The following is a 12,830-nucleotide window of genomic DNA, read 5'->3' on the forward strand; positions in this document are numbered from 1 at the left end:
CACGCGAAATTGCTCAAAATAGTCGCATTTGCCCATTGTAATGCAGCGGAGGGCTTGTTTTAGTCTGGGGTCACAGGGAGCGGTTGCCTGGGGAGGCAACCGAAAATGACCAGACAAAGGAGCGGCCTTGCTAGATCAGTCCGCCGACGGCGCCTTCGTAGAGTTCGAACGCGTCCAGAAAAGCTACGACGGCGAAACGCTTGTCGTGAAAGACCTCAACCTGTCGATGCCAAAGGGCGAGTTTCTGACGATGCTCGGCCCGTCCGGTTCAGGCAAGACAACCTGCCTGATGATGCTGGCCGGTTTCGAGACGGCAACCCATGGCGACATTCGCCTTGCCGGCAAGCCGATCAACAACATCCCGCCGCACAAACGCGGCATCGGCATGGTGTTTCAGAATTACGCGCTGTTTCCGCATATGACGGTGGCCGAAAACCTCGCCTTCCCGCTGGAAGTGCGGGGGATGAACGCCTCGGAGCGGGAAGCCAAGATCAAGCGCGCGCTGGACATGGTGCAGATGGGCGAGTTCGGCGGACGCCGTCCGGCCCAGCTTTCGGGCGGGCAGCAGCAGCGCATCGCGCTGGCGCGCGCGCTGGTGTTCGAGCCGGAGCTGGTGCTGATGGACGAGCCGCTCGGCGCGCTCGACAAGCAGCTGCGCGAGCACATGCAGTTCGAGATCACCCGGCTGGCCCATGACCTCGGGATCACCACGGTCTACGTCACCCATGACCAGACCGAGGCGCTCACCATGTCCGACCGCGTCGCGGTGTTCGACGATGGCCGCATCCAGCAGCTTGCCCCGCCCGACGAGCTTTACGAGGCGCCGCAAAACAGCTTCGTGGCGCAGTTCATCGGCGAGAACAACACGCTGGAAGGCGTGGTGAAGGAGCTGAAGGGCGATATCGCCATGGTCAAGCTCGACGGCTCGGAAGCCATGATCGAGGCCAAGGCGGTGAACGTCGACAAGGTGGGCGAGCGCACCCGCGTGTCGATCCGCCCCGAGCGGGTCGAAACCAACCCCGACCGCCTGCAAGACAACGCCCACACGCTCGACGCCGAGGTGCTCGAGTTCATCTACATGGGCGATATCTTCCGCACCCGGCTGAAGGTGGCGGGCAACGAGAACTTCGTGGTGAAAACCCGCAACGCGCCCGATGTGGCGCGGATGATACCGGGTCAGACCGTCAAGATCGGCTGGCTCCCCGAAGATTGCCGCGCGCTCGACGCTTGAGCCGCGCGGCTCGCTCTCCCGCCTGCCCGGGGCGGGGAGGGCGCAGATATAACACGGGCATGACAACAAGGAGTGCACTTGCATGACTATGAAGAAAACCATTCTGGCGACCACCGCGCTGACCATGTCGGCCGGCCTCGCCTTTGCCGAAAGCCATGGCAACATGGCCGACAGCATGACCATCGTGAGCTGGGGCGGCGCCTACCAGGCCTCTCAGCAGAAAGCCTACACCGAGCCCTATCTGGCCGAGAATGACGGCGTTTCCGTCACCTGGGACGAAAGCTCGCCCGAGGCTGTGGCCAAGCTGCGCGCCATGAACGAAGCCGGCAACATCACCTGGGACCTGGTCGATGTTGAGGCCGCCGACGCCATCCGCCTCTGCGATGAAGGCCTGGCGATGGAATACGACGCCGGCGATCTGGCCGAGGCCCCCGATGGCACCTCTGCCGAGGATGACTTTGGCGACATGATCGTGTCGGACTGCTTCATCCCGCAGATCGTGTTCTCGACCACCTTCGGCTACCGCACCGACATGGTGCCCGAGGGCACCGACGCGCCGACCGGCGCCTGCGACGTGTTCGACCTCGAGAAGTACCCGGGCAAGCGCGCGCTGAACAAGCAGCCGATCGCCAACATGGAATGGGCGCTGCTCTGCGACGGCGTTGCCTACGAGGATGTCTACGACACGCTCGAAACCGACGAAGGCCAGGCACAGGCTTTCGCCAAGCTCGACACCATCAAGGACGAGACCATCTGGTGGTCGGCCTCCGCCGAACCGATCCAGATGCTGGCTGACGGCGAAGTCTTCATGGCGTCCGCCTACAACGGCCGCCTGTTCTCGGCCATCGTCGAGCAGGACCAGCCGATCGGCATGGCCTGGGACTGGCAGATGTTCGACATCGACGGCTGGGTCGTTCCCGCCGGTCTGCCCGAAGATCGTCTGGCCCGTGTGAAGGACTTCCTGTTCTACGGCACCGACACCCAGCGTCTGGCCGATCAGGCCAAGTACATCAGCTACGGCCCGGCCCGTGCCTCTTCGGCTCCGCTCGTGGGCCAGCACGCCGAGCTCGGCATCGAGATGGCACCCCATATGCCGACCGATCCGAACAACGCCGAGAACACCTTTGTGAACAACTACACATGGTGGGCTGACTACCGCGACGACCTGGACGCCAAGTTCCAGGCCTGGCTCGCGCAGTAAGCGCATCGCGCGGTGGGCAGATTGCCCACCCTACGAGATCGGGCGGTCCCTTCCGGGGGCCGCCCCACCAAGAACACCAAGGGGGACGACCATGCCCAAGGGCTACATCATCGGCCATATCGTCGTGAACGATCCGGAAGGCTACAAGGCCTACGTCACCGGCGACACACCCATTCTCAAGGCCCATGGCGCGCGCTTCCTTGTCCGCGGCGGCAAGTCCGAGGCGCCCGAGGGCGATGTGCCCGAAGGCCAGCGCCACGTGGTTTTCGAGTTCGACAGCTTCGAGGCTGCGAAGGCTGCCTATGAAGACCCAGCCTATCAGGAAATCTCGCTGATCCGCAAAGCTACCGCCGAGAGCACGATCATCCTCGTGGAAGGCCACACGGATGTCTGATGCCCCCGCCGCCGCCGTGCATGGCCAACCCGACGAGACCGATGCCGAGGGCCGCCTCATTGCCGCCGACGGCACCCCGCTCAAGCGCAGCCTAGGCCGCGCCCTGCGCCGCCAGAAGCTGCGCGCGCTGGCGCTGATCGCGCCGCTGCTGCTGTTCATCCTGCTCACCTTCATCGCGCCAATCGCCGATATGCTGTTTCGCTCGGTCGAGAACGATATCGTCGCCCGCACGCTTCCCGAAACGGTCGAGGCGCTGGGCGAATGGGATTACTCCTCCGGCGAGCTTCCCGGCGAAGAGGCCTATCTGGCGCTCTACCGCGACCTCTCGGTCGCCACCGAATACAAAACCCACACCCGCCTCGGCTCGCGCCTGAACTACGAGACCTCCGGCATCTCCTCGCTGTTCCGCAAGACCGGCCGCGGCGTGGAAGACATGGGCGAGCTCTACCAGGACCAGTTCGAAGATCTCGACCCGGCGTGGGAAGAGCCCGAAACATGGGCCCGGCTGATGGGCTCCGACGACTGGCTCGGCGCCGAAGATCGCTCCGCCAGCTTCGAGCTGCGCGAGGGCATCGCCGGGGCGCTGCCGAACACCGCGCGCGCCTACAGCCAGTTTGCCGAGTTCACCCAAACCGAAGACGGCGACGATCCGGCGCAGGAAGACCCATGGGCCTATGTCTACGCCATGCTCTGGCTCGACCTCACCGGCCCGGTGCAGCTTGACGCCTATGACGGCCCAGATGCCGCCCTGCTCGAAGCCGCTGCCGCGGCCGCGCCCGGCTTTGAAAGCCAGGGCTGGCGCGAAGGGCTGGCCGATGTCGATAACGACTGGGAAGACATCGAGGTCTGGGGCACGATCAAGGCCTACGCGGGCGAGTTCACCTCGGGCTACTTCCTCAACTCGGTCGACCTGCAACTGACCCCGGAGGGCATCGAGAAGCAGGACGAGAACCAGCGGATCTACATCAAGCTGTTCTGGCGCACGATCCTGATGTCGCTCGCCATCACCTGCTCCTGCATCATCCTCGGCTACCCGGTGGCCTGGCTGCTGGCCAACCTGCCGATGCGCACCTCGAACCTGCTGATGATCCTCGTGCTGCTGCCGTTCTGGACCTCGCTTCTGGTGCGGACCTCGGCCTGGAAGGTGCTGCTGCAATCCCAAGGGGTAATCAACGACATCCTCGTCTGGGCGCATATCATCTCCGATGCCAACCGGCTGGTGATGATCAACAACGTCACCGGCACGATCATCGCCATGACGCACATCCTGCTGCCCTTCATGATCCTGCCGATGTATTCGGTGATGCAGACCATCCCGCCCACCTACCTGCGCGCCGCCAAGTCGCTTGGCGCGACCAACTGGGTGGCCTTCTGGCGGGTCTATTTTCCGCAGTCGGTGCCGGGCATCGGGGCGGGGTCGATCCTCGTCTTCATCCTTGCCATCGGCTACTATATCACGCCCGAACTCGTGGGCGGCACCAAGGGGGTCTTCATCTCGAACCGGATCGCCTACCACATCTCGACTTCGCTCAACTGGGGCCTCGCCGCGGCGCTCGGCACCATCCTGCTGGCGGCGGTGCTGCTGCTCTACTGGGCCTATGACAAGATCGTGGGCATCGACAACGTGAAGCTGGGGTAGGGCAGATGGCAATTCCGACATATGCAACAACGGGCCAGCGGATCTGGTATTACAGTTTCCGTGTGATCTGCGGGCTGATCTTCTTCTTCCTGATCGCGCCGATCCTCGTGATCATCCCGCTCAGCTTCAACGCGGAAGATTTCTTCACCTTCACGCCGGAAATGCTGAGCTTCGATCCCGAGGGCTATTCGCTCAAGCACTACCGCGATTTCTTCACCAACTCCGACTGGCAGCAGGCCCTGCGCAACTCGGTGAGCATCGCCCCGGTGGCGACGATCCTCTCGGTGGGCTTCGGCACGCTGGCGGCGATCGGTCTCAGCTCCGAACATGTGCCGTTCCGACGGGCGATCATGGCGATCCTGATCTCGCCGATGATCGTGCCACTGATCATCTCGGCGGCGGGGATGTACTTCTTCTACTCCCGCGTAGGGCTTCAGGGCACCTATATCGGCGTGGTCCTGGCCCATGCGGCGCTGGGCATTCCCTTCGTCATCATCACCGTGACGGCCACGCTGGTGGGCTTCGACCGCTCGCTGACGCGGGCGGCGGCCTCCATGGGCGCGGACCCGGTGCGCACCTTCTTCAAGGTGCAGATGCCGCTGATCCTGCCCGGCGTGATCTCGGGGGCGCTCTTCGCCTTCATCACCTCCTTTGACGAGGTGGTGGTGGTGCTCTTCGTGGGTTCCGCGGGGCAGAAGACCCTGCCATGGCAAATGTTCATCGGGCTGCGCGAGCAGATCTCCCCGACCATCCTTGCCGTGGCGACCCTGCTGGTGGTGATCTCGATCGCCCTGCTGGCGACAGTGGAACTGCTGCGGCGGCGCAGCGAGCGGCTTCGGGGCATGTCACCGGGCTGAGGGCGGACTGGGGGTTTCACACCCCCAGACCCCCGTGGAGATATTGGCAGCAAGAAAATGAACAGGAGCGCGTTAACCTTGATTTCGGGTTAACGGCTCAGGGCAGCAGCGAGAGCCATCCCCAGGCGGTGAGCATGGTCAGGCCCGTGGCGATGAGCACGGCGGTCGCGGCGACGCGCTTGGCGCGGTCATACATGTTGGCGAAGATATAGGCGTTGACGCCCGGGGCCATGGCGGCGGTGACGGTGGCCGAGCGCAGGCCGGGCGTGTCGACGCCGGTGAAATGGGCCAGCGTCCAGGTGATCGCCGGGTGCAGGCCGAGCGCCAGCAGGCAGACCATCAGCGCCACGCGAATGTCGCCCTCGGGCCGGTAGCGATAGAGCACGCCGCCAAGCGCGAATAGCGCGGCGGGCAGGCCGGCGCGGGCGATGAGGTCGGCGGCGTCCATGATGACGCCGGGCATGGGCAGGCCGGTGAGGTTGACGGCAAGGCCGGTGAGGATGCCAAGGATGAGCCCGTTGGAAAACACGTTGCGCGCCACCCGCCGGGGCAGGGCCGAAAGCGGCGTGCCGCGCGCGCGGGCAAGCTCCATCACCACGATGCCGGTGGTCAGCAGCACCGGGGCATGGAGCGCGATGATCGCATAGTTGCCGGTCAGCGCCTCTGCGCCATAGGCCCGCTCGGTGATCGGCAGGCCGAGCAGCAGCGAGTTGGAGAACAGACAGGCAAAACCGATCACGATCGAATCTTCCCATTCGCGCTTGAAGATCAGCCGCGCGCCCGCAATCCCCGCCGCAAAGCTCACGAAGGCCCCGGTGTAGAACGACACCAGCAGCGCCGGCTGAAAGCCCTGCGCCAGATCCAGCCGGGTCATCGCCGCGAAAAGCAGGATCGGAATAGAGAAGTTCTGCGCGAAGCTCATCAACATGTCATTCGACTCGGCCGGAAACCGCAGTTTCCACACCGCGAGGTAGCCAAATCCGATGACGAGGAAGACGGGGAGGATGACCGAGGTGAGCGCGCTCATGATGGCAGGATCAGGATCATCCCGTCATGCGCCGGGGTGACGTTGGCGGGGGTTTCCGCCTCGACCGCGGCATAATCCATGTCGATATGCATGTTGGTCAGCACCGCCTGCCGGGGCGCGGCGCGCTCGATCCATTCCAGCGCTTTTTCCAGGTGCACATGGGAAGGGTGCGGTGTGCGGCGCAGCGCGTCCAGCACCCAAACCTCCAGCCCCTCCAGCGCAGGCCATGCGGCCTCGGGAATGTCGGACACATCCGGCAGGTATGCGAGCCCCTCGATGCGAAACCCAAGCGCGTCGATCCGGCCATGCTCGACCTCGAAGGGGGTGAGCGTGATCGGCCCGCCCGCGCCCTCCACGGTAAAGGGGCCGTCGATGTGGTGCAGATCGAGGATAGGCGGATAATCGGAGCCGGCCGGCTGCACGAAGGCATAGCCGAAGCGGGCGATCAGGTCGTCGGTGGTGGCGCCATCGGCCCAGACCTTCACCCGGTTGCGCATGTTATAGACCACCATCCGCAGGTCATCGAGGCCGTGGGTATGGTCGGCATGGGCGTGGGTGAAGGCGACCCCGTCGAGGGTGCCGACCTTCGCATCGAGAAGCTGGCTGCGCAGGTCCGGCGAGGTGTCGATCAGAACCCGGGTCGTGCCCTCGGGGCCGTCGCGCTCGACCAGCATGGAGCAGCGTCGGCGGGCATTCCTTGGGTTGGTCGGGTCGCAGTCTCCCCAGTTGTCGGGCAGGCGCGGCACGCCGCCCGAGGAGCCGCAGCCGAGGATGGTAAAGCGGTAGGTCACGCGGCGGCCACCGTCTTGGAGAAGAGCCGCTCGAAATTGGCCTGGGTGGCGGCGGCGAAATCTTCGTAGCTGAGGCCGAAGACCTCGGCCCCGACCTTGGCGGTATGGGCGGTATAGGCCGGTTCGTTGCGCTTGCCGCGATGGGGCGGGGGCGCGAGGTAGGGGCTGTCGGTTTCCACGAGGATGCGCTCCAGCGGGGCGGCGGCGAAGATGTCGCGCAGCTCCTGACTTTTCGGGAAGGCGGCGATGCCCGACATCGACAGGTAGAAGCCGAGGTCTAGCGCGGCGCGGGCCAGCTCGGCGGAGCTGGAAAAGCAATGCATGACGCAGGAATAGGGCCCGTCCTCATAGCCTTCGCGCAGGATCGCGGCCATGTCGTCATCGGCGGCGCGGGCATGGATGATGAGCGGCAGGCCGGTTTCGCGGGCGGCGTCGATGTGGATGCGCAGGCTCTGTTGCTGCACCTCGGCGCTCTCGGCGGTGTAGTGATAATCGAGCCCGGTTTCGCCGATGCCCACGCATTTGGGATGGGCGGCGGCCTCGGCCAGTTCGCTCACCGTCATCAGGGGCTCTTCATGGGCGCGCATCGGGTGGATGCCGAAGGCGTGGAACACCTCCGCATAGGCCTCCGAGATCGCTTGCACATTGGCCAGCCCGGCCCGCCGGGTGCAGATCGTCACCATCCGCCCGACCCCGGCGGCCTTGGCGCGGGCGAGCACATCGGGCAGCTCCCCGTCGAAGTCGGGAAAGTCGAGGTGGCAGTGGCTGTCGGTTATCTCAGGGGGCATTGGGGCTCCGGCTCAGAGGCGCATGTCGGCGGCGGCCTCGGAGATCTTGAGGCAGATATCCGTGATGAGGGCCGGGGCGTCAAGGTTCACTGCCGCCCCTGCGCGGGCGCGCGCGCCAAGCGTGGCGGCGAGTTCGGCCCAGGCGCGGGCGCGGGTGGTGTCGGGGGCGAGGCGGGCCAGCAGGGCGGCCTCGCCGGGTGCGGCTTCGGGGGCGGGGGGGGTGCCCGGCGGGGGCGGGCCGAGGGCGCCGCTGCGGGCCGTGCGGGCGAGGAAGGTGTCGATCAGGCGCACGGTCAGGCGGAAGCGATCCTGCGCCTCCCGGCCGCCGCACTTGGCCGCCATGGCGAGGGTTGCGGGGCGATCGAGGCGTGGCAGGTCGCGGAACAGGGTGACGAGGTTGGCATAGAGCGCCAGGCCCTCGTCGTCGATCAACTGCAGCGCCGTGGCCACCGAGCCCTCGGAGAGGGCGGAGAGCGCCGCGCGGTGGGTGGTGTCCTCGGGCGGCTCGGCGCCGGCTTCGCGCAGGGCGGCGGTAAGCGCGGCCTCGGAGAGCGGGGCGCAGGGCAGGACCGAGCAGCGCGAGCGGATGGTGGGCAGCAGCGACGCGGGGGCGTGGGAGATGAGCAGCAGCACGGTGTTGAGCGGCGGCTCTTCCAGCACCTTCAGCACGGCGTTGGCGGCGGAGGCGTTCATCTCGTCGACCGAGTCGATCAGCACCACGCGCCGCGCCTTCTCGGCGGCGGAATAGGCGAAGAAGCGTTTGAGATCGCGGGTGCTTTCCACGTCGATCACGGTCTTGAACCGGGCGGGCGCGGGCTTTTCGATCCACTTGCGGCGCAGCAGCATCAGGTTGCCCTCCGAGCCGGCGGCAATGCGGCGGGCAACCGGGTGGGCGGGGTCCACGGCGAGGGTCTGGGGCGCTTCGGGTTCGCCGAAGAGCCCGTCGTCCTGCTCCAGTGGCTGGGCGATGAGAAAGCGGGCGATGCGCCAGGCGAGGGTGGCCTTGCCAATGCCGCGCGGGCCGGTGATGAGCCAGGCATGGGGCAGGCGGTGCGAGTTGAAGGCGGCCAGAAAGCGCGCCTCGGCCTCGTCCTGCCCATAGAGGGTTTCGGTGTGGCGCGGGTGCGGATAGTCGCCCAGCCGGTCGGCTTCGAGCAGCTCTTCGGCCACGCCAAGGGGCGCGGCGCTCATTGCAGCTTCTCCCGCGCGGTGGCGATGACATCGGCGGTGATCTCTTCGGGACGGCGGGAGGCGTCGATCACCCGGCAGCGTGCGGGGTCGGACGCGGCGAGTGCAAGGAACCCGGCCCGCAGCTTCTGCTGAAACGCCAGCCCCTCCTCTTCGAAGCGGTCCTCGCCGGAGCGCCGGGCCAGCCCGCGGGCCAGCGCCACCTCCGGGTCCATGTCGAGAATGAGCGTCAGATCCGGCTCGCGCCCGATGGCGAGCGCGTGGAGCGTGTCGACAAAGCCGCGCAGCTCACCGCGCGCCGCGCCCTGGTAGACCCGGGTGCTGTCGGCAAACCGGTCGGAAATCACCACCTTGCCGGCGCTCAGGGCAGGGCGGATGACCCGCTCGAGGTGGTCGCGCCGCGCGGCAGTGAACAGCAGCGTCTCGGTCTCGCCCGACCACCTGTCCGGCGTGCCTTCCACCAGCAGCCGCCGGATCTCTTCGGCCCCCGCCGAGCCGCCGGGTTCGCGGGTCAAGACCACCTCGCGCCCCTCGGCCTCGGCCCACGCGCCAAGCGCCCGGGCCTGGGTGGATTTCCCGGCGCCGTCGATGCCCTCGAAGGTGATGAAGAGACCGGGAGCGGTTGACATGGGCGGACATTATCCCGCGCGGGGGAGGGCTGCAAACCAGATCGCCAAAAGAGATAAGAGGCCTCCGGCGGGGATATTTTGCGCAAGAAAATGAAATAGAATGGCGGCCTTGGCCATTGTCTTGCGGCAAGTATCTCTGGGGGGCGCCATTGGTTCGAGCCCAATGGCGACGGGGCTTGCCGCCATCGCGCACCGCCTCCGCTTGCACAGCGCCGCAATCAGGCAACGACCCGTGACGGCGGCGTAGGGCGGGACTTGTCCCGCCGCTCCGACCAGCCCTATTGCGGCGCGGCTTGGGTCGCGAACTGCTTCATCAGCACGCCCGCCGCGGTCTTCAGCCGGGGCAGGAAGCCGCCCTTGGGAATATCGCGCTCCGCCACCAGCGGCACCGTGATCGGCTCCATGTCGGGCAGGCTCACGGTGAGGCTGGCGACCTCGTCTCCGGCGGCGAGGGGCGCGCGCAGCGGGCCTTCGTAGCTCACCTCGGCCTTCAGGCTGTCCTGCGCGAGCGCTGGCATCAGCACATCGAGATCCTTTGCCAGCACAAGGCCCACGCGGGCCTCGGCCCCCATCCAGACCGGCGCCTCGGCCACCCGCGTCCCCTCATCGGCCACGGTCTTCTGCACGAACTGCCGGAACGCCCAGTTGACGATGTTGATCGCCTCCTGCTTGCGCGCATCCTCGCTCGGCAGGCCGGTGACGACAAAGACGATCCGCCGGTTGCCCTGCTTGGCCGAGCCCACGAGCCCGTAGCCCGCTTCGGTTGTATGGCCGGTCTTCAGCCCGTCCGCCCCGATGCCCAGTTTCAGCAGCGGGTTGCGGTTGTTGTGATTGGTCGGCACCCGCCCGTCGAACTCGAATTTCTCCATGCCGAAGTAGCCGTAGTACTCCGGAAACTCCCGGATCAGCCGCAGCGCCAGGATGCCGAGGTCGTGCATCGACATCCGCTGGCCCGGGTTCGGCCAGCCCGAGGCATTGGCAAAGGTCGAGTTTTCCATGCCCAGATCCCGCGCCCGATCGTTCATCAGCCGCGCAAAGCCGTCTTCCGTGCCCGCCAGCCCCTCGGCCACAACCACGCAGGCGTCATTGCCCGACTGCACCACGATCCCCTGGATCAGCTGCTCGACCGATGGCCGGTCGGTGGTGTTGAGAAACATCGACGAGCCGCCCATGTTCTTGGCCCGCTCGCTGACCGTAAACGTCGTATCCAGCGTCACCCGTCCGTCGCGCAGCGCCTCGAACAGCATGTTCAGCGTCATCAGCTTGGACATTGAGGCTGGCGGCAGCGAGGTGTCGGCGTTCTTGGAGAGCAGGATCGTGCCGGTCGTCTCGTCGACCACCCAGGCCGAGGTGGCGCGGGTCTCGAAGGCGGCTGCTGCGGTTGTGGCGGCGGCCATGATGGCTGCGGCGAGGAGCGGTGCGAAGCCGCGGAGGCGAAGCATGGGGCGGATGTCCTTTCCTGTCCGGTCCCGGCGCCTGCGGGCCGGGGGTGGTGCAGGGCGGGCTGGCCCGAATGTCAGTCCGGGGCTGAGTCCCGCCTCAGTTGCTCACAAAATACGCGTCCTGGAAGCCCATCGCCTTAACTTTTTCGAGAAGAGCCGCGCGATCGGCGGCACTATGCGCAGGGCCGATCACGACGCGCCAGAATGTCTTGCCGGCGCTCTGCTGTTCGTAGACCGTGGGCACCACGCCCGCCTTGCGCATATTGGCGGCGGTGCGGTTGGCGTTGCCTTCGACCGAGAAGATCCCGATCTGGATATAGTTCTTGCCACCGGAGGGCTTGGGGCCCGCGGCCTTGGGCGCGGCGGCAGGGGCGGCTGCGGCCGTGGGGGCCAGCGGCGCGGCGGAGATCTCGGGTGTGGCCACGGCGACCGGCGCCGTGGGCGGGGCGGCATCGGCGGCGGCGGAGATCGTCGCATCGGCCTTGCTGCGCTGGGATTTCTTGCCTTTCAGCCGGTTCCAGAAGCCCTTCTTGGCCTTCTCCGGCTGCGCCTGTGTGGCGGCGGCGGTTTCAACTGCCGCATCTGCGGCCCCGGCACCGGCCGTGCCGGCCCCTTCGGCCGCGGCAATCGCGGCTTCGGCGGCGGCCAGCGGCGCATCGAGCGATTTCTGCTCGATATCTTCCGGCTTGGCGATGGTTGCGGCGTCGGTCGGCGCGGCGGCAACAGCGGCGGGCGCCTGCTCGGGCACCTCCTCGCGCACAAGCGCCACGACGTTCAGCTTGGTCGGCGCACCGGGCAGCAGCCCGAGCGCATTGGCGGCATCGGACGACACCTGGAGCTTCGGCCCCGGGTTGTCGCGCTCGCGTTTGAACAGCGCCCCGATCACGAATTTGCCGTTGGCCTCGTTGCGGATGATGACACGCTCGGGCTCCTTCACATCGGGGTGGGCGATCCAGACGCCACCCAGAGAGGGGCGACCGTCCCACAGACCGGCTTCGTTCTTCGAGAAGACTTCGGGCGCCTCGACATCGCGTTCCACCAGCTTGGTGGCCGCCGGGCGACTGGCTGCGGCAGACACTTCCGTGCCGGCCTTCTTGCCGCCGAACTTAAGCCCCGCGCCATCCTCACAGGCCGCCAGTGCCAGAACCGACACCGATACCACGCCCACATGAAGGAGTTTGCCCTTGCCCATGCTTCGCCCCCTTGTCCGCCTTCGGTCGGGATCGTTGCCCGCCGTGGCTGAATTTGCCGCCGGTTTTCCGGCTGAACTGCTCTTGAACGTCACAATACATAGGTGAGGGCCGCATGGAAACCCGAGATATCGTGCCGTGGCAAAAATCGGCGTGAGGGGTGTTGCCTTTTCTACGGGTCGCGTGTTTCTGGGCCGCGCAGGCCGATGCCGGAGGAGTGGCAGAGTGGTCGAATGCACCGGTCTTGAAAACCGGCGTGCGTGAAAGCGTACCGTGGGTTCGAATCCCACCTCCTCCGCCAATTCCCCCATGAAAGAGCATTTTTCCAATCTGGTTGATTGCGGATTTTCGGTTTTTTTGTTCGGTTTAGATCGCCCTGCAATCGGGAGGGGGCGACGCCTATTCTGTCTGGCCTGATGAGATTGGCCCTTATGCCTATCCCAGTAGGTTGCC

General features: G+C 66.3%; 11 protein-coding genes, 1 tRNA gene and 1 pseudogene. 6 read left to right on the forward strand and 7 right to left on the reverse strand.

Going from position 1 to position 12,830, the window contains the following annotated elements; translation table 11 throughout:
• Positions 1 to 127 precede the first annotated feature (127 nt).
• From GTH22_RS01940 to GTH22_RS01960, 5 genes and pseudogenes are all read left to right on the forward strand, one after another.
• Positions 128 to 1,231 (forward strand): ABC transporter ATP-binding protein, encoded by a 1,104-nt coding sequence (locus GTH22_RS01940; RefSeq protein ID WP_252942863.1) that lies wholly within the window; start codon positions 128 to 130, stop codon positions 1,229 to 1,231.
• Between the two features lie 82 nt (positions 1,232 to 1,313).
• Positions 1,314 to 2,432, forward strand: coding sequence for an extracellular solute-binding protein (locus GTH22_RS01945; protein WP_252942864.1), 1,119 nt, complete (start codon positions 1,314 to 1,316; stop codon positions 2,430 to 2,432).
• A gap of 91 nt (positions 2,433 to 2,523) precedes the next feature.
• Positions 2,524 to 2,826 (forward strand): DUF1330 domain-containing protein, encoded by a 303-nt coding sequence (locus GTH22_RS01950; RefSeq protein ID WP_074256164.1) that lies wholly within the window; start codon positions 2,524 to 2,526, stop codon positions 2,824 to 2,826.
• Positions 2,819 to 4,465 carry an ABC transporter permease gene (locus GTH22_RS01955; protein WP_252942865.1) on the forward strand — a complete coding sequence of 549 codons (1,647 nt, stop codon included), beginning with the start codon at positions 2,819 to 2,821 and terminating at the stop codon, positions 4,463 to 4,465. Before GTH22_RS01950 ends, GTH22_RS01955 begins: the two co-directional genes overlap by 8 nt.
• 20 nt (positions 4,466 to 4,485) lie before the next feature.
• Positions 4,486 to 5,322 (forward strand): annotated as a pseudogene (locus GTH22_RS01960) (ABC transporter permease); the annotation flags it as partial.
• Between the two features lie 97 nt (positions 5,323 to 5,419).
• On the opposite strand, the gene GTH22_RS01965 reads toward GTH22_RS01960, so the two are convergent.
• The 7 genes from GTH22_RS01965 to GTH22_RS01995 all read right to left on the reverse strand — a co-directional run bounded on the left by GTH22_RS01965 (position 5,420) and on the right by GTH22_RS01995 (position 12,379).
• Positions 5,420 to 6,349 (reverse strand): AEC family transporter, encoded by a 930-nt coding sequence (locus tag GTH22_RS01965; protein ID WP_252942867.1) that lies wholly within the window; start codon positions 6,347 to 6,349, stop codon positions 5,420 to 5,422.
• A complete protein-coding gene (locus tag GTH22_RS01970; RefSeq protein WP_252942868.1) occupies positions 6,346 to 7,140 on the reverse strand; it encodes an MBL fold metallo-hydrolase in 795 nt (264 codons plus the stop codon). The genes GTH22_RS01965 and GTH22_RS01970 overlap by 4 nt, the downstream gene beginning before the upstream one ends.
• Entirely contained in the window at positions 7,137 to 7,928 is a 792-nt protein-coding gene (locus GTH22_RS01975) for a TatD family hydrolase (RefSeq protein WP_252942869.1), read from the reverse strand. Before GTH22_RS01975 ends, GTH22_RS01970 begins: the two co-directional genes overlap by 4 nt.
• Before the next feature lie 12 nt (positions 7,929 to 7,940).
• On the reverse strand, positions 7,941 to 9,119 hold the full coding sequence (locus tag GTH22_RS01980; RefSeq protein WP_252942870.1) for a DNA polymerase III subunit delta': 1,179 nt from the start codon (positions 9,117 to 9,119) through the stop codon (positions 7,941 to 7,943).
• Complete coding sequence (gene tmk / locus GTH22_RS01985; protein ID WP_252942871.1) at positions 9,116 to 9,745, reverse strand: dTMP kinase; 630 nt, start codon at positions 9,743 to 9,745, stop codon at positions 9,116 to 9,118. The genes GTH22_RS01980 and tmk overlap by 4 nt, the downstream gene beginning before the upstream one ends.
• A 278-nt stretch (positions 9,746 to 10,023) precedes the next feature.
• Positions 10,024 to 11,187: a D-alanyl-D-alanine carboxypeptidase family protein gene (locus GTH22_RS01990; protein ID WP_252942872.1), complete on the reverse strand. Its 1,164-nt coding sequence runs from the start codon at positions 11,185 to 11,187 to the stop codon at positions 10,024 to 10,026.
• A 97-nt stretch (positions 11,188 to 11,284) separates the two neighbouring features.
• A complete protein-coding gene (locus tag GTH22_RS01995; protein ID WP_252942873.1) occupies positions 11,285 to 12,379 on the reverse strand; it encodes an SPOR domain-containing protein in 1,095 nt (364 codons plus the stop codon).
• Positions 12,380 to 12,588: 209 nt separating this feature from the next.
• Here GTH22_RS01995 and GTH22_RS02000 point away from each other — a divergent pair.
• Positions 12,589 to 12,678, forward strand: a tRNA-Ser gene (locus GTH22_RS02000).
• Positions 12,679 to 12,830: the final 152 nt, after the last annotated feature.

The sequence above is a fragment of the Oceanicola sp. 502str15 genome, from assembly GCF_024105635.1.
GTDB lineage: Bacteria > Pseudomonadota > Alphaproteobacteria > Rhodobacterales > Rhodobacteraceae > Vannielia.

What these genes read in the sequence shown, in the direction of transcription:
- GTH22_RS01950 (WP_074256164.1), top strand. Translation starts at nt 2,524, where the DNA reads ATGCCCAAGGGCTACATCATCGGCCATATCGTCGTGAACGATCCGGAA.
- GTH22_RS01990 (WP_252942872.1), bottom strand. Translation starts at nt 11,187, where the DNA reads ATGCTTCGCCTCCGCGGCTTCGCACCGCTCCTCGCCGCAGCCATCATG.
- GTH22_RS01945 (WP_252942864.1), top strand. Translation starts at nt 1,314, where the DNA reads ATGACTATGAAGAAAACCATTCTGGCGACCACCGCGCTGACCATGTCG.
- GTH22_RS01955 (WP_252942865.1), top strand. Translation starts at nt 2,819, where the DNA reads ATGTCTGATGCCCCCGCCGCCGCCGTGCATGGCCAACCCGACGAGACC.
- GTH22_RS01965 (WP_252942867.1), bottom strand. Translation starts at nt 6,349, where the DNA reads ATGAGCGCGCTCACCTCGGTCATCCTCCCCGTCTTCCTCGTCATCGGA.
- GTH22_RS01995 (WP_252942873.1), bottom strand. Translation starts at nt 12,379, where the DNA reads ATGGGCAAGGGCAAACTCCTTCATGTGGGCGTGGTATCGGTGTCGGTT.
- GTH22_RS01980 (WP_252942870.1), bottom strand. Translation starts at nt 9,119, where the DNA reads ATGAGCGCCGCGCCCCTTGGCGTGGCCGAAGAGCTGCTCGAAGCCGAC.
- tmk (WP_252942871.1), bottom strand. Translation starts at nt 9,745, where the DNA reads ATGTCAACCGCTCCCGGTCTCTTCATCACCTTCGAGGGCATCGACGGC.
- GTH22_RS01975 (WP_252942869.1), bottom strand. Translation starts at nt 7,928, where the DNA reads ATGCCCCCTGAGATAACCGACAGCCACTGCCACCTCGACTTTCCCGAC.